A 24,141-nucleotide genomic window follows, 5' to 3' on the forward strand; every position below is an offset into this window, starting at 1 on the left:
CAGTTTTTCATCCGGAGCTTCATACTTGATGTAACGTATGGTTTTCATCGCGGACTTTGGTAATTTTTTCTCTTTCAATTGCATTTCACGACCTTTATTCACTTTAGTTGGATATGATTAACATTTCATTGTAACTTTTTTGTAACATATGTATTGTATCAGTAAGTTAGTAACTGTGGAAGGGAATTTTTGCGAGAATTTACAACTTTTTTATATTTTTTGTAAGTGGATGTTATAAAGCGTTTTCACATGGCGTTTATTGTTAAAATAAAAGTGATTTTGCGAAGAATGCCAAAATCACTTTTATTTGTTTACCTGCCAAACAATCCGAATATTTTTTTCTTTTTAATATGTTCGGGTGGTTCTGCCTGCATTACGCGGCCTGCGATGACATCTTCAGCATTTTCAGAAAGCAGGTATACCATATCCAGTCCATAATTGCTCCTTATTTCACTATAAGCTTCTGTCAGGCAAAAACCTCGTGAACTTGTATTATGAGCATCATTGGCGATCAAATGGGCTAGGTTTGCTTCAAGAAGCTGCTCAGAGAACTTCTTAATCTTCTTCCCAAACTTCCCACAGACACTGGCGGATGTCAGCTGTACAAAAGCCCCTTTTTTCACAAAAGAATAGAGCAGATCAGGATTCTCTATGATAGCCTTATTTCGTTCAGGATGAACGATGATTGGCTGATACCCTTCCACTTGCAGATCAAAAAACAGTTGAGAGGCAAATCGCGGGACAGAATTCGATGGAAATTCTACAAACAAATAGTTGGTATCGTCATTAATAGGTAGAATCTCGTTCGAGCTTAATGCTTCGACCATCTCACCAAAAACTCTCGTTTCCTGTCCAGGAAGCACTTGAAGATCTATGCCTCGTTCCTGGAAAGTTCGGTTGAGCTCGGCAACCTGAATCTTAATATCATTCTTGTAATTGTCATACGCCCCGTTCTGGTGATGCGGGGTGGCTACAATGTGTGTAATGCCATCTGCTATCGCCGCTTCTGCCATTTCAATGCTTTCTTCGATGGTTTGGGCCCCATCATCGACACCTGGTAGGATGTGACTGTGAATATCAATCAAAAGACCTACTCCCCTCATTTATCTATCTGGAATAATTAATAATAACATGAAAAGTTATAATTGTGATTATACCAATAATAGACAACTATTTGAATAGCTTGGATAAATATTTTGCAAATATTTACGAGTTTTTAAAAAATATCACAAATCCATGTTTCTTTTTGTAGGTTTTTAAACAAAAAGAAGAGCCGCAGCTCTCCCTTTAATGGCCATAATAATAGTAATAATTGCTGGATTTAACATCCTGATCATTCAGCACGACACCTAAAATGTTAGCCTTTGCCTGGTCCAATTGTTCTTTAGCTTTAACTGCTGCTTCCTTCTCTGTCTGTTTGCTTCGTGTGACGAGCAGTACACCATCAACAAAGCTCGCTAACACCTGGGAATCTGTCACCGCAAGGACGGGTGGCGTATCGAAGATGATCATATCGTACGTCTGTTTGGCTTCCTCTATGAATTGCTGCATTTTCTTTGAACCAAGCAATTCAGATGGGTTCGGTGGGATAGGGCCACACGTAATGACATCCAGGTTTTCGACATCGGTTTCCCGGGCTAATGCAGTGACTTTCTCTTTCCCCACCAGGTAATTGCTCAATCCACTCGTATTGGAAACTCTGAACGTATAATGGACGGTCGGCTTCCTCAGGTCAGCGTCAATCAAAAGCGTCTTCTTCCCTTGCTGGGCAAAGACGACCGCCGTGTTAGCCGTTGTGATCGACTTCCCTTCCGAAGGGCTTGCCGATGTAACCAACATCGTTTCCAATTCATGATCAACGGTTGTAAATTGCAAGTTGGTACGGATGGTACGGAACTGTTCAGCGATAGGTGATTTTGGGTTTTCATTGGCAATGATATTTCTGCCTCTTGTATTAACCATTTGTTTCTTCTTACGTACCAACAGACTCACCCCTCATTTCTGTAACGTTCGACTCTTTTCTGGACCGGCCTGGCGCTGGCAGGTCATCTGCGGTAATAGTTGACACGACGCCTAGTACAGGTAAACCAAGGTTCTCTTCAATGTCATCTTCACTTTTGATCGTGTTATCTAAATACTCCAGCAAGAAAGCAATTCCTACACCCAGCATAAGCCCGACAACCAGGGCAATCGCAATGTTTAAGGCTGGATTCGGACTCACTGGAGAAGGATCCGGGCCTATTTCAGCACTGGATAGAACATTGACATTATCGACATTCATTAATTGAGGGACTTCTTCCTTAAATACTCTTACAGTCGTATTCGTCAGCTCAGCTGCCAGTGTCGCATCGCTGTCTGTAGCTGTCACACTTACTACCTGGGATTGATCCGAACTTGATACTTGCAGCTTCTCTGCAAGTAAAGCTGATGAATAATCCACTCCGGTTTCATCAACGACAAGATCAAGAATACGAGGACTTTTAATGACGTCATTATATGTATTGATTAATTCCACATTTGTACGAATGTCATTAATATCGTAGGGAGTATTCTGTTGTTGATCCTGTGACTGGCTGACAATGAATTGTGATGATGCCTGGTACGTAGGTGTAACTAAGAAAAAGGTGTATGCCGCACTTATAGCTGCAGCCAAAACGGCTAAACCGATAATAAGACCTATTCTTTTTTTCAACACCTCGAAAATTTCTTTCAAGGAAATCGTTTCTTCCATGGATAAACCTCCTGTTGTTTGTCAAATAAAACAGATATCGACATTATAGCATATGTCATCTTCCTATCGACCTTGAATTCTTGAATATTTAACTATTTTTTTACATAACCTATGAATCTTTCTAAACAGTATTATCGGGTGGCTTTCTTCCAGGTTGTAGAGAAATCCATGAAATACCGTCTATTATCCTAGTAGCTTATATACTTAAGTGAGTGTAAAGATACATATCAAAGTGAATATATGGAAAAGTTATATAAATACTAATTTCATTCAGAGTATTTCAAATCGTTTTTTCACTCCTGTTTATTTATAAGGGGACCTCGAATTTTAGTTCTATTGTGAAACTATTACATAGAAAAAGACCTTTTTCTTCATTTTTCTATTCTATGTTGCTTCATAATTATATAGAAGAAAGAAGTCGATTTTTGACATCAAGTCATAGTCGTAAAACTGGTGTAATACCATCTGAAGGCTCACTCATTTTTCCTCTTGCATCCTTACATGAACAGCCCCATCTAAGATGAAAAACCTATATTACTTAAAGCTCCTCCCCTATGAAATGAAGCTGGATCACTAAATAAATCGCTCTATATTCCCGCTCAAATCAACAGTAAAACCTATGAAACCTAAATGTTACACAACTGTAAAACTATGACGAATATTGTTGTGTTACGCTTGTAAAGGATTAAGAGGTTACATAAAAAAACACAAGGGGAGTATTACTAAAATGAGAAAAGTCTTGACGTCACTTGTCGCATTCGCCACGATCTTTCTACTATTTACACCTAACGCTTTTGCCAACCAAAAGGTTCGGGACCAAGTAGTAGATATTGCCTATCAGTATTCTGGTTCACCATATGTTTACGGGGGAACTTCACCAAGTGGATTTGATTGCTCCGGATTTGTACAGTATGTTTTCGGAAAAGCAGGAATCGACCTTAACCGAACTTCTCGTTCACAGTACCATCAAGGCGAATACGTCAAACGTTCGGACTTGCAGAAAGGGGACCTCGTTTTCTTCGGCAGCCCGATCTGGCATGTAGGAATATACATAGGGAACAACAAGATGATTTCAGCTGAAAATCCTGGCGATGATATTGAAGTTGCTTCTCTTAGCGGTTACTGGGGCCGTAACTATGCAGGTGCAAAACGTGTCATCGATGACGAGCCTGTAGAAGTTGCAGAAACAAAACCTGAAACCCTTGATCAATACAGTGATGTGCCTGTTAACTACTGGGCAGCGGATCACATCGAGCATATGAGCGATGAAGGGATCATCGAAGGTTACAATGGTTCATTCATGCCGACAGATCAAATTACTCGTGGTTCCGTTGCGAAGATGTTAACAACGGCACTTGGCATCAGCCCTTCAAGCGATCAGCAATTCTCTGATGTTCCTTCTTCCCACTGGGCTTCCGGTCACATCAACGCTCTAGCGAAGAAAGGCTATATCACTGGATATGAGAATGGCACTTTCGGTCCGGATTCAGATATTACACGTGAAGAGATCGCTGCTTTATTCAACAAAGTTTTCGATTTGAACGGTACGACTTCAAACTTCAATGATGTCAGCAGCCAGCACTGGGCATACGATGACATCCAAAGTCTTGCTGCTTCCGGTGTGACCCACGGTTATCCGGACAACAGTTTCAAGCCTACAAAAGAAGCATCAAGAAGTGAATTCACAGTATTCTTGTACCGCGCACTCTATTAATTAAAAAAGGTTCACAGCTTATATAAGCTGTGAACCTTTTTTAATGGAAGAAAGAATTTCAACGATACACCTATATAATAGAAGAAACTCATCATCCCTTCACAATTCCTATATAGTTCCAGTAATAAGAGAAACGGGCATCTAGAGATCCAAACGTTTAGATGAATATAAAAAAGGGAAGTCGGTACTGTAAGCACTCGCCTTCCCTTTTTTATGTTAACTCTCTTTCCATTCGTAATAATCCATGATCCCTTCGGAAATTGCCTTCGCTGCTCTATCTCTCCAGTAGCTGGAGCCAAGCTTGGAAGCGTCGGAAGGGTTTGTTGTAAAGCCTAGTTCAACGAGTGTAGAAGGAATAGGTGTACTTCTAATCACTCGGTAAGGAATGTCTTTCACACCACGATTGCTGGTGTCGATCGCTTTATATAAGCGGTTCTGTATAAATGTAGCGAGCTGTTTACTATCTGTCACTCTTTGGCTTTGGGAGGAATAGTAGGTTTCCGACCCATTAGCGCTCGGATCACTGAATGCATTGGAATGGATGCTGACGAACGCATCAGCTCCCTGATCTACGGCATAACTGTTTCGTTTATCAAGTGCGATGAACGTATCATCTTCCCTTGTCATCACAACTTCTACGCCGGCATTTTCCAAGTAATCTCTAATCCGTTTACTAACATTCAAATTAATCTCTTTTTCAACAAGTCCGTTATATGCAGCTCCACCATCGGGGCCGCCATGACCGGCATCAATAGCGATGACTCTGTTACCATTTGACTTACGGGCTGTATAATCACCATGTACATAACCATTCAAACTGCCTGTCGAGATTTTCAGCCACTTTCCATCCACCTGGTGGACCTTGACTGTCGTTCCTCTGGTAAGCTGGCCGACACGGGAATATGAAGTGCCCGGACCTGAACGTACGTTCAGGACACTTGTCGTAACGACACGTTCTTCAATCGTAGAGTCGTCTTGAGAGACTCTGTAATCATCATTCATTCCGCGTGCAACGAGTAGAGAGTATTCGGTTCTAGTAATCGATTTCGCAGGTCTGAATGTACCATCACTGTACCCATTGGCAATCCCTGCTGTCGATATTTTATTGATCGCTTCGTATTGAGATCCTGCACCATCGACATCCTTATAAGAAACAGGGCTTTGATCTTTAAGTGAAAAAGCTTTAGAGATCAGATAAGCCATCTCTCCGCGTGTCATCGTCTTTTTCGGCTTGAATGTTCCATCGGGGTATCCTGTAATGATTCCTTTTTCATAAGCTGACTGTATGTATCCTGATGCATAAGAATGGGCATCCACTTCCGAGAAAACGGTCTGCCTTTGATTTCCATTTAACCCTAAGGCTCTTCCTACCATTGTAGCCGCCTGCTCTCTTGTTACTTCATCGTGCGGCATAAAATCCCCACTCGGATATCCCTTAATAATTCCTCGATCCACTAAATAATTGATTTCCGTTTCATATTTACCAGGTATGTCATGCATCGCAAATGCTTTCCCCTGCGGCATGAGTACGGCAACAACAAACATCAGAAACCCAAGACTACCATATAACCATTTTTTCGACATGTTCGATTATGCTCCTCCTTTATTTTACGTACTTCTGTACATCCATATCTATTATACTATCTTTTATTCGCTAATAAAGAGGATAAATCGACTCATTTCGTAAATTTTCCAGTACTTCTTTACCTGATTGTCACAAAATGAATGGGTAAAGACACAAAAAAAAGGACCATTCCTCGGAAGAATGGTCCTTTTTCTTGTTATCTCTTATTCTTTGAAACGATCATCTTCTGCTCTAGCTAAGAACATGGCGAACTCTGATCGTCTTGTCTCATTACTAGGTTTGAACGTGCCATCTGGATAACCAGTGGTGATTTCATTCGCTGATAGTGTGTTGATGTAAGGTGCTGCCCAGCTTGACGGGGAAACATCCTTGAAGCGTTTCGAAGTCTTACCTTCAAGATCATACGCTTCGACTACGATTTTCGCCATTTCAGCACGGGTCAGGGTCTTATCAGGCATAAATTCGCCTTCATCAGAACCTACCATAATGCCGGCATTAGCAATAGCTGCAATTTCACCATAAGCACGATCATCCTCATCTACATCCTTCAAACCTGGATTCTCAACGTTCGATGTATCCAGATCGAAAGCACGGACGATCATTTGAGCAGCCTGGCGACGGGTGATCGGATCATTGATTCCGAAATCACCGTCCGGGTAACCATTGATGATACCTGCTACATTCAGTTTCTGGATCGCTTCTTTGCCCCAGTATCCATCGCTGATATCATTGAAGTTTTTCGGTTCATCGTCGCTGTGGTAGACCGTAACGGTTTGTTCCGTCATGTTACCAGCAGCATCTTCCACTTTCACTTGGAAAGTATTCTTGCCTTCTTCCAATTGAACCGTATGCGTATAATCTTTCTCTGTAGACTTCATGCTGTAAGGTGTTTTATTCCCTTGAGCATACACTTCATTTCCATCCATATAAAGTCTGAGAGAATCATCGTTATCTTTCATATTCGCATGCAGGTCAATTTCGCTTTCACTTGTAATATGCGGCCCCTCAACGGTAAGTTCAGGACTTGTAGAATCAAGAAGGAAACGACGCATGAATGAAATATCATTTCCGCTATCATCCACAGCCACGAATTCAATCTCTTTCAGACCATCTGACTTGAATTCTACGGTCGTATTGAAATCAAAACGCTTCTCAGCGGAGTTCCAGGTCAGTTTGACTTCTTTTCCATTGACAGTAAGGCTTTCCACTTCAGAGTCATCGGTAACATAACCAATCACCGGCACAGCACGATCCGTCTGGAATTCAAGAGCCAATGGAGTCAACGCTGTCACATAAGGAATCGTATCATCGTCCACTTCCAGGGCACTTTCCGTTGTACTGTTCCCTGCATAATCGTGAGCGACTACTCTCACATTTTCCACTTCTTCTGTATCAAGCTCGAAGGACTCCGTATTTGCAGATAGTGGTTCTTCCGTAACGCTGTTTCCGTTAACCAGAATTTCAAAGTGAGAGAGGCCGGCACCTTGATCGGTTGCTTCCCATATCACTTCATTCGTTTCGCTGTCGTAGTCGACATTAAGTTCTGGAGTTTTTGTATCCACGCGCACCGGAATTACTTTAGACTGCCAATCAGCATCTGGATAATCAACAACAGATTTAATTTCATAGTAATACAGGCCATCTTCTACAACTTCACCGTCCACTTTTCCATCCCATGCGGCCTGGTCATATATATTATAGGAAGGACCTGCTCCTCCGTCAAAGTAATTCTTTCGCACTTCATCTTCCGTACGCAGGGTACGAAGTTCGTTCTTATCTTCATCCAGAATATTGAACTCAACTTCTTTCGCGTTTCTTAAGAATGATAGAATCGGCATGACCGTATCTGCCATCTGATCTCCATCTGGAGAGAAACCGATATGAAGTTCAGAACCAGTTAAGGCATCTTCTTCACCAAGGAGTGGATCGACCCCTAGATAAAACAATTCTGCCCCGAATGGTGTTAATAGACCTGTTTGACCATAGAAGGATTCTCCTTCTGTTTCGTAAATGGTATCATCCACAATTGGTGCTTCGTCCCAATCGCCATTGAATCCGACATATGGAACGTTCAATGTAGGATTGACATCCGCCGGGTCGACCAATTTAACGAATCCTTCCACGAAATAACCATTTTCAAAGATTTCTTCGAGCGGCATGTTGTAAGCCCAATCGACTGTGTTTTCAAGATCAATCTGTACATTGATGTCAATGGAAGAGCCGGCAGGAACGAACACTTGGTAATCATCATTGACCTGACGTCCATTTTTCGAGGAAACTTCAATCGGATATTCCCCAGTAAATGGTGCCTCTTCACTGATTGTTCCTTCTTTATAAATACCCTGTGCTTCTTCTCGGCTTCTGCCTTCGACAATAAGGTCTGTCTGTACAGTGCTCTCTACATTATAAGTCGCTCCTTCATCACTGAAGTTCTCGACTGTCAATGTAAAGGAAGCTTCATCATTGATTTCTTTAAGGGCGACCTTTCCAAGTTCGGTTTCTTTCTCCGTCACAATGGCAGGAGTCTGCATAGCCGCATGCAAGTCCATCAATCCTGCTCCCTGTCTTCTTGGAGAGAATGGCAGACCGAAATTATAGGCGTCGTTGAATTGACCGGTATCCATCTGCGGAACAGATGTGTTCATCATGATATTCTTCGCCATTTCGACACGGTCTTCACCAGCCAGTTCAAATTCATCGTTGATTCGCTGCATGACTAGAGCTGACCCACCGGCAACGTGTGGAGCTGCCATGGAAGTCCCACTCATCAATCCATATTCATCGTCTTGAAGGGTAGATAGAATATTGCCACCAGGTGCCGTGATTTCAGGTTTGAAATCAAGGTTCGGTGTTACCCCCCAGGATGTAAAGGAAGACAAATTTCCGAAGTCTGGGTTAAGCGACTGGACTTCTTCGCCTCCAAAAGCAACTTCCACTGTACTTCCGTCTAATAATTCGTCCCTCAAATTCTGACCCAGGTCTTTCATAATGGACAATTGCGGAATATTGATTTCTCCGCTGGAAGCCATACTGATATATCCGGAAACGTTATTGAAAATAATGACACCTTTGGCTCCGCGTTCTTGAGCGTTAAGTGTTTTACTGACAAAGGTAGACTCTCCACGCTGAATCAGCGCGATTTTACCTTCGACATCGACATCTTCAAAATCATTCGCTTCCGGTGATGCATCAGAATCACCAGGCGTTCTTCCTAAACCAGCATAGACCAGTTCGTGATATCCTTCTTCGAGAGAATCAGGATGTACATCACTGGCTGAAAGGAAAGGAATCGGTGTTCCTTCTTCTCCATTAATCTTCGTGTTCATTCCATCAAGCATCAAATATTTATTTTCGAATGATGCTACCTGCAGGGAGTCTGTGGATAATCCCGGTGCACCAACAAGACCGATGTCAGGGTTGGAAGCAAGCGGGCTATCGAAACCTGCACCGAATTTGGCAGAGTTTCCTGCTGAAATGGCCATCATGACGCCATTGTCCACAGCTCTTGCAATCGCTTTCTGTTCAGGATCTTCTTCATCTACAAAGCTTGCTGTAGAGCCGAGACTCATATTGATGACATCTGCTCCGAGAAGGATGGCATCATCAATAGCTTTTACGTAGATGTCTCCATATGTTGATGGCATTTCAGGATCATTACCAAATACTTTCAACCCAAGAATCTGAGCTTCTGGTGCGACCCCTTTAATGCCGCCATTATCTTCGTCTCCATTGGCACCGACTGTTCCGGAAACGTGCATTCCGTGCATGCTTGCATCCGGCCCGATGTCCAATACTTCGTTATTCTCATCGGCATAGTTATACCCATAAGGGACTTTCTCTGTGAAGTACTTCCCATCAAGCTCGCCTGAATCCGTCAGTGTCTCGACATCAGAAGGGCTGATTTCAGGGTCTGTACCTTCACTTAGGACCATGTCCTGATGTTCAGGATCAATTCCTGTATCAATGACACCGACCGTCATACCTTCCCCTTTATAGCCATACTCCTGCCACGTCTTTTGAGCATTCACCAGTTCTTTACTGTAAAGCATTTCCGGCTGCTCTGTCGGACGTTCGTATTCATTTGTGATATGTACTTTCCCAACATTCGGTAAGCGTTCTATCACTTCGACAGATTTGTATGTCACAGTACCACTGAAACCATTGACTACAGTTGTAAAGCTTTCTTTGTAATCCATCGGAATGGATTCACTTTGAATGGATGCTTTTACCTGTTCCTGGGCATCCAATGCAGCTTTTCTCAATTTCTGTTTGTTCGAATTAGATAGTTCGTGATAACTCTTACCTAAACTTTGCGCGGAATAGATCGTTGGTTTATCTTCCAGTTCTACAATGACTCGGACTTCTTCATTAGGATCGAATTCTTTTTCCTGCTCTTCTGTTTGAAATACTCTTTCCGTACCTTTTTCTGCCCGCTCATCATTGGATTCTCCTAAACTCTTATGGCTTGGAAGACCACTGGCTGCGAAGGCAGAGTTTGAAAAGGCCAGAAGGAAAATAAAAAACAAAATCAAGCTCTTCTTTAGATTCAAAAGGTTTCCTCCTCTTTCTATTTTAATCGATTACGAAAGTCTCCTCTCCTTTCTATTATTTTACAACCTCAATTATATTCAAATTATTCTAACAAATCAATGAAATCGACGAATTATTTCGATACTGAAAATAGTTTGATCGGGAGGAATGTAGAAAAAAAGTCTTAGAACATGCTAATATATGAAGTAATGACTATTTTTTCAAGGAGCGTCTGTATAGATGATAGATTCAATGAAAAAGATTATGCCCACCAAGAAGGAACGTCAATGGAAGAAATATGAGTCATCTGTCCAGTCCATCAATAAGTACGAAGAACAAATGGTAGATCTTTCGGATGATGAATTGAAGTGTAAGACCTTACAATTTAAGCAGGCGATACATAATGGGACATCAATGGTTGATATAAGAGAGGAAGCTTTCGCTGTTGTCCGTGAAGCCGCGAAACGTGTGCTGGGCTTGCGTCATTTTGACGTCCAGCTCGTGGGTGGACTTGTATTGACCGACGGCGATATTTCTGAAATGGCTACAGGCGAAGGAAAAACTCTAGTCGCGACTCTTCCCAGCTATTTAAGAGCATTGGAAGGGAAAGGTGTCCATGTGATCACCGTTAATGAATATTTAGCAAAACGTGACTTTGAAACCATGGGTCCGCTCCATGAATTTCTAGGACTGACGGTTGGCCTGAATGTCCCGGAACTTTCCCAGTCTGAAAAGAAAAAAGCTTACGAAGCAGACATCACATATGGAATAGGGACTGAATTCGGCTTTGACTTCCTCCGTGATCATATGGTCAATGATCTGAGCCAGAAAGTGCAGCGTCCCTATCATTTCGCTATTGTCGATGAAATTGACAGCGTACTGGTCGATGAAGCAAAAACCCCCCTGGTTATCGCAGGACGGATGGAGTCGAGCGCCAACCTTCATAAAGTGGCAGCGAGATTAGCCCGTTCCTTCCAGCGTGAGGAGCACTATCAATATGATAGGGAGACGAAGAGTGTCTCCTTGACCGAAGAAGGTATGACCAGAATCGAACGCGCTTTCGGCATCGACAATTTATTCGATATCGAGCATCAAACCCTCTATCACTATATGATCCAGGCGGTACGAGCCCTCGTCATGTTCGAAAGAGATGTCGATTATATCATCGATGATCAGCAGTTAAAGCTTGTCGATATGTTCACCGGCCGCTTAATGGAAGGACGCACGATGTCCGATGGCCTCCACCAGGCTTTAGAAGCTAAAGAAGGGCTGGACATCACTCAGGAAAATAAACCACAAGCTTCGATTACCATTCAAAATTATTTCCGCATGTATCCGACATTGGCCGGGATGACAGGAACAGCAAAAACGGAAGAAAAAGAATTCCAGACCGTCTATGGAATGGATGTGATCCAAGTTCCGACCAACCAGCCGGTGGTACGGGAGGATCGTCCGGATAAAGTGTTTCTTACCAAGGAACAAAAATATGAAGAACTCGTCCGGGAAGTAAAAGCGGTTCACGAGACAGGACAGCCGATTCTCATCGGGACCTCCTCCATCCTCCAATCAGACAAAGCGGCAGAGTATTTGGGGAAGGCTGGCCTTTCTTATGAATTACTGAATGCCAAAAGCATCGAACAGGAAGTGCGTCTCATATCACTTGCCGGTCAAAAAGGGACGATTACGATTGCTACGAATATGGCAGGGCGCGGAACGGATATCATGCTCGGTGAAGGTGTACAGGAGCTCGGCGGTCTTCACGTCATTGGAACGGAACGTCATGAATCCAGAAGAATCGATAACCAGTTGAAAGGCCGTTCCGGTCGTCAAGGAGACCCGGGGTCATCTCAGTTCATCATTTCTTTAGAGGATGACATGATTGAAAGATTCTCCCAAACGGAGCGGGATCGTAAACTTAAATCTGTTAAAACGGACGATCAGGGCATGGTATTGAATAAAGACCTGCACAAGTTCATCGATACGGTCCAAAAAATTAGTGAAGGCAGCAATTATAATATCCGTGAGTTCACGTTAAAACTGGATGATGTCATTAATGACCAGCGTAAAGTGATCTACGAGCTACGAAACCAAATTCTGAAGGAAACGAACATCATCACCCTTGTCTCCCCGATGGTTTCAGATTACCTGCAACACGAAATTGACCGCTACTGTCCGGATACCGTCGTCCCTGAAAATTGGCCGCTTCAGCACTTGGAGGAAGAACTGCAGCGTGGCATTCCTCCTATCCAGGAGGCTGGACTCTCAGAAATCACTTACGAACACACGGATGATTTGAAAGAGAAACTCTCGCCCATCGTCGATCGTTATTTGAACGAATTAGGGAAGTTTAAAGACCATCCCGCCATTCAACATCGATGGAAACAGGAAGCGTTGAATGCACTTGACCAACACTGGGTCCGCCATTTAGAAATGATGAATCGATTGAAAGAAGGAATCGGGATCCGCCAATACCAACAGGAAGACCCCCTCCGACTTTATGAGAAAGACGGCCTGGACATTTTCCAACATAACTTTAACCAGATAAAGAAGGAAATGGTCACCCTCATGGGCATGTTGTCCCGTCCACCGAAGAAGAGAACAACGAAGGAGGGAGAGAAACATGTTTAATTTCTTGAAAAAGAAAGACAGACAAGGAAACGGTCCCTTTGACGAAGGAGCCGTCCATGTGGGAGACTTCATGGACGGAAAGTCATTGAACCAGGAGGATGAAGAAGTCTTTACCGACCTTTCCATCCACCCTGAATGGCGCCTCCCGGAAGAAGAGATCTATGTGTACCGCTTCTTAAATCAAGAACTTCCCCCATTACGCCCGAATCAAGTAAGCGTGTATGGAGTGGACATTCAAGAAAAAGATGGTGGCATCATCGTTGATGGTTTCGTTCGAAATTCCTTACCCAAAGGCATTCAAATGAAACCCGCGGCTATACTTGTCCTTGATAAACAGGGAGGAGTGATCGCCCGTAAAACTTTCGATTTGAATGCAGTAGGAACTGTCCCTGGGAAGTCCAGTCGGCCCTGGACCTTTTTATTCCCTCCTTCCACCGTTCAAACGGAAAATAAACTTCCTGTTCACGGGTGGCGTTTAGCTTTGGAGTTGAAAAAGAAACCCGCCAAACACACGCTCGATCTACCCGATCACTGGAAGGAAACCCTTCCCTTGGAAGAGGTGCAAAAACTTCAGAGACTCGTAGATTCCATGGAAACTCCGAAAGCAGGAGAAGTGAATTTCTTTGGCCTCGATGCCAGACAAGCTGAAAATCATGATCTCCATGTCACTCTTTTGATCCGGAATGGGACAGAACAGGATATAACGCTTCGGCAGCTGCCTCTCCGTTTTGAAGATGCTTCCGGAGAAGTCGTGGCAGAGGGAGGTTTCAAATTGAAGCCGCTTCACGTCAAGATGAATACGAGTAAACCCTGGACATTCATCTTTCCTGCAAATCGTATAAACAAAGAGACGCTGGATTTGACGAAATGGAAGGCTTACCCGGTACAAAAATAATCAATTTTAAAATGTAAGGCACAATAATTAAAAGAACCGCTCCCTTCAAGGAAACGGTTCTTTTTTTATGAATGATTCTTATATTGATTCTCTAAATTGGTTTTAATCAATTCATACATATTGAACTGTTTGGAGGCGGACGAGCTCTCAGCATGAGTCAATTGCCTTAAGAAAAATTGTGTGGAAAAGGACATGAAAGCACTCTTGCTGATTCCCAGTTCTTTCGCTTTTTTCTCAATCTCCTGATTCAAGCTTTCTTCGATACGAACACTCACCTGTTTCTTCATACCATTGTAACCCCCTACGAAAGTCTAAGATGTAACAAATATGTAAGTCTATCCATCTCATATTATACTTAAAATACCAGTTATTTGCTAGCATTCTACTATCTTCATTTAACCCCCAACCATATTATGGTACTCTAGTAGGTGCGAACATACTAGAAAGGGGACGCCATACATATGAAAAAAATCCTGGCAAGTGTCATAACGATCGCTGGACTGTTAACTGTTCCGATGTTTTCAGCCCATGCAGCGGAGACCATATCTGAGAGATGTCATTTGGAAAATCTACCCGAGGATAACCCTGACTTACAAACGGTCAACTGCTTATTGACTGAAACGGCTCTCAAGTATGAGATCCCACCTGAAATCGTCAAAGCTGTTGCTGAGAAGGAAAATGGAGATTGGAAACACTTTGATGAAAAGGGAGATCCGATCGTCTCTGAAGATGGAGGCATTGGACTGATGCAGGTAACCAACAAGCCCTTATTGGATGAAAAACGACTGAAGTACGACTTACCCTACAATATTGAGGCAGGAGTTCAAATCCTTGATCAAATGTTTGATCGAAAAGATCTGCCAACCATAAACGGTATGGAAAGGAACGTCATCGAACATTGGTATTTTGCTGTCATGGCCTATAACGGTATCAAACCAGTGAACAGTCCTATCGATCGTGATGGAGAATATAACGCCAATGCTTATCAGGAGCAGGTTTTTCAAAACATAGAAGATTTCAGTAAAGTAAACCTTGTGTCCCTGCCGTTTGAGAAGAGTGATTTCGCGTACGACCGTGAAAGCAGCGATAACATTACATTCAAAACCATGGCTTACGATATTGAACTTCCGTTGACAAAAACCCGTCATCACTTAGAAGATGGGTACCAGGCGGAAGTTACCACCGCTACAAAGCTCAGGAAAGACCCTACGACAAAAGACAGCGATGTCATCACTGTCCTTAAGGAAGGTGAAAAAGTAGAGATCACCGGGCCCTTTGTTTATGAGAAAGTAGAAGATCGTAAAAATCATTTTGTTTGGTATCCCGTGAAGACAGAAGAGGGAAAGACAGGTTTCTTAACTTCTATGTACATCGCCTTTTCCTTCAGTGATGTGAGTGATGATTATTATGCAAAGGAGCATATTGAGTATTTGTACAACCGGAACATCATCAATGGAATCCCTGGCGGAAAATTCGGGGTCGGCGATCCGTTAACCCGGTGGCAGGCCGTTCTGTTAATAACCAGAGCAAATAACACAACCATTGGCGATCGACCGGATCCCGGCTTTGAGGATGTCTCAAAAGATTATGCCTATTATGAGGAAATTGCCGCAGCCGTAGATGAAGGGCTGTTCAAAGGTACAGGAGATCATAAGTTCAAACCTTCAGCTACATTGACACGAGCGGAGATGGCCGTGGTGCTGCAGCGATTGTATGAATTTCCGGAAACCCATGAAGGTCACCCTTTCTCAGATGTGAGTCAATCATGGTACACAGATGCTGTGAACAGACTGTACCATGCCGGCATAACAAATGGATACGGGAATCTTCATACATTCGCTCCTAAAACAACCGTGTCACGAGACCAATTTGCTGTATTTATGACCCGCTCCATCGACACAGCTTACCGTATCCATTAAAAACATGAAAAGAGGCGCAACCTTCAGTGAAGGTTGCGCCTTTCTCATATTTATTCTCCTGCTGCATCTTCGATTCGATTCTCGATTACTGGCTCTACTGTCCCTTTATCAGCTACATATTCACGGAAGACTTCCCAATCGGAAAGGCCAAGATCTGTTACACGACCTTCTTCATATGCTTTCGCAAAGACGTCATAACCGTCCCCGCCCTTAGCTGTAAAAGCATTCGTTGCGATGACATACGTTTCATTATTGTCTAATGAGACCCACCCGCCATCTTCATGCAGCTTAACTTCTTGTACACGTTCTCCTGCAGACTCGGAGCTATCGTACGTATAGTTTAATCCGGCGACCTGCAGGAAGCCACCGCTCTCATTCGGAGCATTGCTTACACTATGTTCCAACGCTTCTTTGACTTCAGCACCAGTCAGTTCCATCGTAGCAAGGGTATTCCCGAAAGGCATGACAGTTAGAATTTCACCGATAGTGATCGGCCCCTGGTCAATAGAAGTACGAATGCCACCGGAGTTCTGGAAAGCAGCAACCGTTTCACTGTTAAATTCCTGAGTTTTATCCAGCATACCGTCTGTGATCAAGTTTCCAAGTGCTGTTTCGCTATTTCTTACACTCGTCGAACCATTCCCATCGGAAATTCGCGGGTTAGGAAAAGCTTCTACAGCCACTCCGCCACTCTCTTCATTTCTTACTTCATCGACTTGTTTGGAGTATTCCTCCAGAGCCTTCGCAGCTTCCGGGTCTTCCTCTACTTCGGCTACGTCAATCAACTCACCTGCATATCCGACAACAACTCCATCTTCGTCAAATTCTACATCCAAAACGCCTAAATCGTCTCCATATTGACCGGCCTGGACAATAATTGTCGGATCTTTAGGATCTCCGTTCTCATCTTTCGTCACTTCCACCGGCTCATCTAAAACCGTATGGCTGTGACCACCGACAATAATATCAATACCGTCTACTTCTGCCAGCATTTGATCATTATCATAGGCTGGATTATCATCATATCCGATATGAGTAAGGGCAACGATTTTATCGACACCAAGTTCCTCCAGAGCTTCCACACGATCCTCTGCCGACTCGATGTAATCTTCAAACTGAATCTCCGCCGGACTGGAAATGTCTGCCGTTTCTTCTGTTGTCAAACCAAAGAAACCGACTTCTTCTCCATTTACCTTTTTGATGATACTATTATAAGCCATACCATCTGAAGGTAGTTTACTTATATATTTTTTGTACAGCCCATTCATGTTTTCATCTTCACTGAAATCGACATTGGAACTTACAAATGGAAACTCCGCACCTTTGACGAATTCAGCTAAGGCTTTGTGACCTTCAGGACTCGATCCGAGGTCGAACTCATGGTTGCCAAAAGTCATCATGTCGTATTCCATCATGTTCATGAACTGAAGATCTGCCTGTCCTTTGAACTCGTTGAAGTAAAGCGTTCCTGAAAAGACATCCCCTGCATCAAGAAGGAGTGCATCCGGCTTTTCTGCACGTACTTCTTCCACTGCTGTGACTCTACGGGCGACATTGTCTAAATGACCATGGGTATCGTTCGTGTGCATGATGGAAAGCTCATAATTTTCAGGTTCCGGTTTCGGGAGCTTGTTTCCATGTTTATAATCGGTAGTCGCTAATAACCAGGCAAAATCGCCTCGTTTGATTTTATGGGCGGGTCCGAATTCTGTTTCAGACAAACCGGAAATCAACCCATGGGCATACAGCGTTTCAACAGCTGATTCATACCAGGAACCTTCCTCCAAATCTTCAAAAGGGTGGTCAATCTCCTTCCTTTCCAGTTTGTAGGCATCCACAATCAGTTCAGCAAACTCGGCACGGCTCATCTCTTTATATGGAGCAAACTTATCGTTTCCAATCCCATCAATATAGCCCGCTTCGCTTAATGCATGAACGGATGCTGCATACCAGGCGCTTTCGGGAACATCGGTAAATCTGGATTTTGAAGTACTCATATCCAGGTCCAGCATCTTGGCCATCATTTTTGCGGCTTGGGCTCTTGTGACGGGATCTCCGGTATGGAATAAACCATCACTATACCCATTTACAACACCTGCCTCATACAGGTCATGAATAACACCATGGTACATGTGATCTTCAGAAACATCCGGGAAAATGTGGTCAGCAGATACGGTAACAGCGGGAGTAAGAGAAGCAGCGAGCATAGCAGCTCCGACAGCTGTAATGGAAACTTTTCCTTTGTTCAAGTTCTTCATAATGGGAACTCCTCCTTGAATATGGTTTCAGTTCATAACAAAAGCTACGGATATACAAGTGACCCTTAGGATTCTCCTCTAAAGTTCTTAGAGACTATGTATCTATAATTTAATATTACAAGAATTTCCGGTAGATTCCTACATATATTCTTCTAATATGACAGAATTTTTACATACTGTTTATATTTTGATTTTCATTCAAGCTCAAAAAGCAGCCCGGCTATGATTCTTAATCATAGCCGGGCTGCTTTATTTCGATTAATCTTCCGGATGTCGGGCCTGTTGATATTGTGCAATGGTCTGCTCTTCAAACGTACTATCGACCATTCCGCATTCTTCAATATCATTTTTAATCGTATTCGTTATCTTGTAAAGATCAGATAATGTTCTCACCTTTGTTAAGTCTGCCGGAGATAACTGGCTCACGACCTTTTCTGCCAGCCTCTCACTTTCAAATGTAATGTCAAGCTGTTGGAGAATTTGAACCTTATTCGTCATGTCTACCTGCTCATTCAAAGTAGACAGATGTTTCTGTAACCTCGTTATTTTTTCATTGACTTTGCTTACCATTTCTTCCTCTGGCAGGGCTAGAACCTCTTCTTTATCCAAGCGAGTCATGACCCACTTTCTTCCTAAGGATCCTAAATTAATAAAATCCACAAGCTTTCTATTAATGAGTTCGTCCTCCAACGTATTTTCCTGGTTACTTTTCTCTTCTTTTTGCTTATAATTGTACTGTTTTTGCAACTTCCTCAGCTTGAAAAGCCCTTCTTCGTACCATTCTGATTCAGGAACAAGTCCCACTAATAAGGACCTGAATTCTTCCAAATCTTCTTCGAGCAGAAGATCTTTCGTTCGCAGATATGCGTATTGCTCCTGCATTGTTTGATACTTGTAACGGGGGGTTGTATATGGAGTGGACGTGAATGTAATTTTTTTCAGTTTAATAGGTTGGATTCGGCCGGAAGCTCTCGTTCCAGTCTCAGTTGTTAAGTTCATCATCTTAGATTACTGCCTCCATTTATGTAAGAAAGAAGCCAACCAAATGGTTGGCTTCTTAAATATAGATTTTAGATTAGAAGTTTGCAACGATAGATGAGATGGAAGTATAACCTTCTTTATCATCGTCACCATCTACATAATCAGGACGGGCATCTAGTACGTTTTCTGCTACAGCTAGCTGTTCAGCAGCAGAAAGCGCTTCGTACTCTTCAATGTTAAGAGCTTCTAGAGCCTGATCTGTTTCCGTAATAGATTCAGCATCGTTAACGTCTTTAATCAGCTCAAGATATCCTCTTTCATCTGTATCAACATCGTTAGTGATGACTTTAGTCAGAGCATTGGAAATATTTTCAGAAGATGTGTAATCATCCTCCATGTCTTCAAGATCAGCTAAGAACCACTCTGCTACTTCCAGACGTTGTACACCTGAAAGATTGTTGAAGCTTCCATTCTCAAGGTTTACAAGAGCTGCGGCAAGATCTTCTGCCGTTTCAGCATCGTTAATAGAACTCACGAGTTCAAGTTCTTCCGTCTCCGCTACAAGAGCTTTTGTTGCCTCTTCGATATCCGCTTCTACCTGCGTATCCGCATCAAGAGCAGCTGTTACAGCTTTATAAAGATCGGAATCTTCATCTCCACCTGCCGCAAGATAAGCTTCCTGTGCAGCCTCAGCTTCAGCTACTGCTTCATTTAGGGATACAGAGCTTTCTGTAGCCGCCTCAAGAGCAGTTGTCGCTTCAGTTAAATCACTAGTTACATCTGTAAGAGCACCTACACTGTCATAGTCAACATCTTCAGCAACTTCCAGTTGATCTTCTACAGCTGTGTATAGATCATCTTCTTCACTGCCACCTGCATCAAGATAAGCTTCAAGAGCATCTTCAGCAGCCGTTACTGCTTCAGAAAATTCTTTTGTAGCAGTTTCCAGATTTTCGAAGCTGGTCTGGTAGCCTTTGACCACATCAAGAAGCGCTTGTTCTGCTGGAGTAGCCGTTGCGTTATCATCATCATCTTCTTCACCAGTCATTGGCACAAGTTCTTTCAGTGCATCAAGATCCTCTTGAGTTGTTTCAGCATCTACTGTGAAGTCTTCTACTGTGTTTTGGGCGTTCACGAAGTCCACTACATACTGAAGGTCTTCTACTGTGATTGTATCCACGTCGTAATCAGTCTCATCGACAGTTACAGAGCCTTCTAATGCTGTTTCGTAATCTTCAATGTTATCTTCATTTACATTTTCAAAATCAGCCGTTAGCAAGTTGAATAGTTCCACTTGTGTTTTCGCCGATAGAACGGGCTCAACAACGTTCACATAGTTTTCAACTACTTCTACAGCGTCATCAAGGCGCTCTTGAAGGTCTTGTGCTGCTGTTTGGTCATCATCTTCGTTTACTTTGTAGTCAGCAGGAAGCTCATCAATAGCTTTTTGCGCTTTTTCTACCATTTCAGCGAAGTCTTCTTCATCGAAGTTATCTGTATTGTAGGAACCTTCATTCACTTGATCTTCCAGTGTTTCTAAAGCTTGTACAGCTTCAGTAGCAGCATTAAGATCCGCTTCTACTTCAGCATCAAGCATAGCTTTGTTTACGTCATCAATGACTGACTGGATACTTTCCACTGAATCATATCCAAGTTTGTTGTCTTCATCATCTGTAGGTTCGTTCTCCTCAAGTGCTGTCACGTAAGCACTGATATAATCTTCGTTTACGTCCATGAAAGGCTTAACATCCAGCGCACGGAATGTTTCCAGTTCACCCTCTGCATCGTTTACAGCTTCGATGATGCTGTCAAGTTGATCTTGAACGTTGACAAGACGAGCGTTCAATAGAACTTTAGCGTCAGAGTCAGAAAGCTCATCCACTAGCTCTTGTGCGTCAGCTAGATCCTCTTCAAGTAACGTCTCTTCAGCTGTTTCTACAGCTTCTGTCGCTTCTGCGATAGCTGCCGCTTCTGCTTCAAGAGCTTCGATTGTTTCTTCAGCTGTTACAAGAGTTTCAAGACCCTCAATATCAGCATCTTCATCCATTTCATATACAGCTTCTACTAGTTCACGTGCCATTTCTACTGCTTCAGCATCTTCCAGGGTCAACTCTTCCGGAAGTTCTTCAATCGCTTTTTCAGCTGCTTCTACAGCTGGAGCAACTGCATCATAGTCAACTGTTACTGTGTAATCGACGCCGTCCACATCAAACGTTACTGTGTTTTCGCCGTTTACTAGAGCTTCGTCTAATTCCACAGTAGTTGTTTCTCCATTACTCCAAGTAACTTCAAGAGTCATAGCGTCTACTACTGATGTGCTTTCGATAGAAAGTTGCTCTTCGTTTTGCATAGCACGGTAGACCATTACTGCGAAATCTTTACGCGTCACGTTATCTTTAGGCATGAACTCACCAGAGCCATTCCCTTTAATGATGCCATTTTCAGCCGCAACTGCGATTTCATCTTCTGACCAGCTGCCCTCTTCAACATCAGAGAAGTTATGGTCAGTATCTCCTGTAAGCTCGTACGCACGCACGATGATTGCTGCTGCTTGTTCACGAGTCAAATTATCGTAAGGGCTGAATTCTCCGTTATCCCCTTCGAAAATCGCTGGAGAAGTTGAACGAACGGCGTTATAGAACCAATCATCTTCATCTACATCTGAGAAGTCTTCTGTCCCACCAGGAGTGATTCCTTTTGCTTTCATTAGTACTTCAGCAGCAGAGGCACGGATGATATCTCCGTCCGGGTTGAAAGTACCATCTCCAGATCCTTGAAGAATCCCCTGATCTGCAAGTTGTTGAATAGCTTCTGAGTAATATTCGCCATCTTTTACATCACTGAATTCGTGGTGGTCGGCGGATACAGCAGCTGGTGCTACTGCGGATGCTACGACTGCTGTAGTAAGAGCTGTAGCGTAAAATTTACGGTTGGATTTAGGTTGGTAAGACATAGTGTTGTTTCCTCCTAAAGGTATTTTTCAACTGATTGAGCCCAATTGGCCCCTTTGAGGGTAGAGGGACAAAACCAGCAGATTTAATTAAGTCATAAAACCCAGATCTCACATTATGTAGGTATCTTTGATGCCTTTATGAGACTTACAGATTACTAAATTGGATGTTTTTATCTGTAATGGATTAAATTTTCTCAATTACTAATTTTACAAGATTTCGATTTTATTTCAACCAATAAAATCCTATTTTTGAAATATTTTTGGAAATGGTGTCGATAAAACCCCTACACACAAGTGTTATATCGACAGGAAACTCTAAACATTTAACCCCTTTTCTGGTATTTATTAAAAAAATTCTGATTACCTACCTGTAATAGTTCAGAATATTATTATTTCACGCAGAGTCTATGAACCCAAGTCATAAGTCCCCAATTCATAGTTTCCAGCTATTTAAAAATACAATTGTACTTGAAAAGTGATAGAATATAACTTGGCATTTTTTGTGTGTAATTCCTAATTAATATGGTGGTGCTTTATGGTCTTCAGTCATTTAGTCTTTTTATTTTTCTTTCTTCCCGTGATCATCCTTGCGTATTTTATATCACCAAAAATCCTAAAAAATTCCGTTTTACTGCTTGGGAGTTTATTCTTCTATGCGTGGGGCGAACCAATCTATATTTTCCTGATGCTGTTTTCCATTCATTTGAATTATTTCTTCGGGTGTTTGATTGGGAGGGGTTCTGCAAAGAAAGGGATGTACCTCACATTAGCGATTACCGGAAATCTGTTGATTCTCGGTTTTTTCAAATATGCGGACTTTTTTATCATGAATACGAATCGTTTGTTTGGCACTTCGTGGAATTTATTGGAGCTTCCGCTTCCTATCGGGATTTCCTTCTTCACATTCCAGGCCATGAGTTATGTGATCGATGTGTACCGGAACGATGTGGCACCACAAAGAAACCTGATTTCTCTGGCTCTATACATATCATTCTTTCCACAATTGGTGGCTGGGCCAATCGTTCGTTATCATTCCATCAATGAACAGTTAAAGAGTCGCAAAGTGACCCTGGATAAGTTCTCTTATGGAGTAAAACGGTTCATTACCGGCCTTGCTAAAAAAGTACTCCTTGCAAATGCCTTTGGTGAAGTGGCTGATGCCGTGTTCAACAGTCAGGCTGAAGAATTGAGTACAGTCATGGCGTGGATTGGAATAATCGCCTATACACTTCAAATATACTTTGATTTTTCCGGGTACAGCGATATGGCTATTGGACTTGGTAAAATGTTCGGGTTCGATTTCCTGGAAAACTTCCGATACCCATATATCAGCAGAAATGTGACTGAGTTTTGGAAAAGGTGGCACATTTCCCTCGGTTCATGGTTCAGGGATTATGTATATATCCCCTTGGGAGGCAACCGGGGAGACACAGCAAAAACCGTACGGAATCTCCTGCTGGTTTGGACGATTACCGGGTTCTGGCACGGAGCAAGTTGGACGTTTATGGCCTGGGGATTTTACTATGGAGCACTTATTACGCTGGAACGCCTTGGTCTGTCTACTTGGTTAGAGAAATTATGGCGTCCCATCCAGCACCTCTACCTCCTGCTTATGGTCATGATTGGATGGGTCTTCTTCCGGGCAGACGATTTCCCTTATTCCCTATCTTATATTCAGACCATGTTCGGAGGAAGCCGCATCCTTATCGACAGTCAAAGTTATATTTATTTAAACGACTATTGGTATATTTTCCTTTTCGGTATGTTATTCAGTCTGCCTCTCCTCCCTTTCGTCCAGGAGAAGACCGGCCGGTTGTTGGAACATAAATCGATCCGCTTCCTCTATCCAATGGCAGCCGCTGTCTTTTATATGATGTTAATGATCGGTTCAATGCTTCAACTGGTGAACTCCACCTACAATCCATTCATTTATTTCCGTTTTTAAAG

14 protein-coding genes are annotated in these 24,141 nt (G+C 42.7%); 5 read left to right on the plus strand and 9 right to left on the minus strand.

Annotated elements, in window-relative coordinates; genetic code table 11:
• Positions 1 to 311: 311 nt before the first annotated feature.
• The 3 genes from ACXADE_RS16955 to ACXADE_RS16965 form a co-directional block, all read right to left on the minus strand.
• A complete protein-coding gene (locus tag ACXADE_RS16955) occupies positions 312 to 1,085 on the minus strand; it encodes a tyrosine-protein phosphatase (RefSeq protein WP_474981600.1) in 774 nt (257 codons plus the stop codon).
• 202 nt (positions 1,086 to 1,287) lie between these two features.
• Entirely contained in the window at positions 1,288 to 1,983 is a 696-nt protein-coding gene (locus tag ACXADE_RS16960) for a CpsD/CapB family tyrosine-protein kinase (protein WP_474981601.1), read from the minus strand.
• Positions 1,973 to 2,731 (minus strand): YveK family protein, encoded by a 759-nt coding sequence (locus ACXADE_RS16965; protein ID WP_474981602.1) that lies wholly within the window; start codon positions 2,729 to 2,731, stop codon positions 1,973 to 1,975. The genes ACXADE_RS16960 and ACXADE_RS16965 overlap by 11 nt, the downstream gene beginning before the upstream one ends.
• A 727-nt stretch (positions 2,732 to 3,458) precedes the next feature.
• Between ACXADE_RS16965 and ACXADE_RS16970 the strand changes: the two genes are divergently transcribed.
• Positions 3,459 to 4,445 carry a C40 family peptidase gene (locus ACXADE_RS16970; RefSeq protein WP_474981603.1) on the plus strand — a complete coding sequence of 329 codons (987 nt, stop codon included), beginning with the start codon at positions 3,459 to 3,461 and terminating at the stop codon, positions 4,443 to 4,445.
• A 216-nt stretch (positions 4,446 to 4,661) separates the two neighbouring features.
• Here the strand turns inward: ACXADE_RS16970 and ACXADE_RS16975 are convergent, their stop codons facing one another.
• On the minus strand, positions 4,662 to 6,029 hold the full coding sequence (locus ACXADE_RS16975; protein WP_474981604.1) for an N-acetylmuramoyl-L-alanine amidase: 1,368 nt from the start codon (positions 6,027 to 6,029) through the stop codon (positions 4,662 to 4,664).
• Between the two features lie 204 nt (positions 6,030 to 6,233).
• A complete protein-coding gene (locus tag ACXADE_RS16980; RefSeq protein ID WP_474981605.1) occupies positions 6,234 to 10,580 on the minus strand; it encodes a S8 family serine peptidase in 4,347 nt (1,448 codons plus the stop codon).
• Between the two features lie 220 nt (positions 10,581 to 10,800).
• Between ACXADE_RS16980 and secA2 the strand changes: the two genes are divergently transcribed.
• Positions 10,801 to 13,188 (plus strand): accessory Sec system translocase SecA2, encoded by a 2,388-nt coding sequence (secA2, locus tag ACXADE_RS16985; protein WP_474981606.1) that lies wholly within the window; start codon positions 10,801 to 10,803, stop codon positions 13,186 to 13,188.
• Positions 13,181 to 14,083 (plus strand): accessory Sec system S-layer assembly protein, encoded by a 903-nt coding sequence (locus ACXADE_RS16990; RefSeq protein WP_474981607.1) that lies wholly within the window; start codon positions 13,181 to 13,183, stop codon positions 14,081 to 14,083. Before secA2 ends, ACXADE_RS16990 begins: the two co-directional genes overlap by 8 nt.
• Before the next feature lie 65 nt (positions 14,084 to 14,148).
• Here the strand turns inward: ACXADE_RS16990 and ACXADE_RS16995 are convergent, their stop codons facing one another.
• Entirely contained in the window at positions 14,149 to 14,370 is a 222-nt protein-coding gene (locus ACXADE_RS16995; RefSeq protein ID WP_474981608.1) for a hypothetical protein, read from the minus strand.
• A 174-nt stretch (positions 14,371 to 14,544) separates the two neighbouring features.
• Between ACXADE_RS16995 and ACXADE_RS17000 the strand changes: the two genes are divergently transcribed.
• Positions 14,545 to 16,002: an S-layer homology domain-containing protein gene (locus tag ACXADE_RS17000; protein ID WP_474981609.1), complete on the plus strand. Its 1,458-nt coding sequence runs from the start codon at positions 14,545 to 14,547 to the stop codon at positions 16,000 to 16,002.
• Between the two features lie 50 nt (positions 16,003 to 16,052).
• Here the strand turns inward: ACXADE_RS17000 and ACXADE_RS17005 are convergent, their stop codons facing one another.
• The 3 genes from ACXADE_RS17005 to ACXADE_RS17015 form a co-directional block, all read right to left on the minus strand.
• Positions 16,053 to 18,260, minus strand: coding sequence for a 5'-nucleotidase C-terminal domain-containing protein (locus ACXADE_RS17005; protein WP_474981610.1), 2,208 nt, complete (start codon positions 18,258 to 18,260; stop codon positions 16,053 to 16,055).
• Between the two features lie 258 nt (positions 18,261 to 18,518).
• The gene (locus ACXADE_RS17010; protein ID WP_474981611.1) at positions 18,519 to 19,262 is read right to left on the minus strand and encodes a hypothetical protein; all 744 of its coding nucleotides are present in this window, start codon (positions 19,260 to 19,262) and stop codon (positions 18,519 to 18,521) included.
• A gap of 73 nt (positions 19,263 to 19,335) precedes the next feature.
• Entirely contained in the window at positions 19,336 to 22,194 is a 2,859-nt protein-coding gene (locus ACXADE_RS17015; RefSeq protein ID WP_474981612.1) for an S-layer homology domain-containing protein, read from the minus strand.
• A 535-nt stretch (positions 22,195 to 22,729) separates the two neighbouring features.
• Between ACXADE_RS17015 and ACXADE_RS17020 the strand changes: the two genes are divergently transcribed.
• On the plus strand, positions 22,730 to 24,139 hold the full coding sequence (locus ACXADE_RS17020) for an MBOAT family O-acyltransferase (RefSeq protein ID WP_474981613.1): 1,410 nt from the start codon (positions 22,730 to 22,732) through the stop codon (positions 24,137 to 24,139).
• The last annotated feature ends 2 nt before the right edge of the window (positions 24,140 to 24,141 follow it).

It is taken from the genome of Halobacillus sp. ABR2_026, from assembly GCF_056158545.1.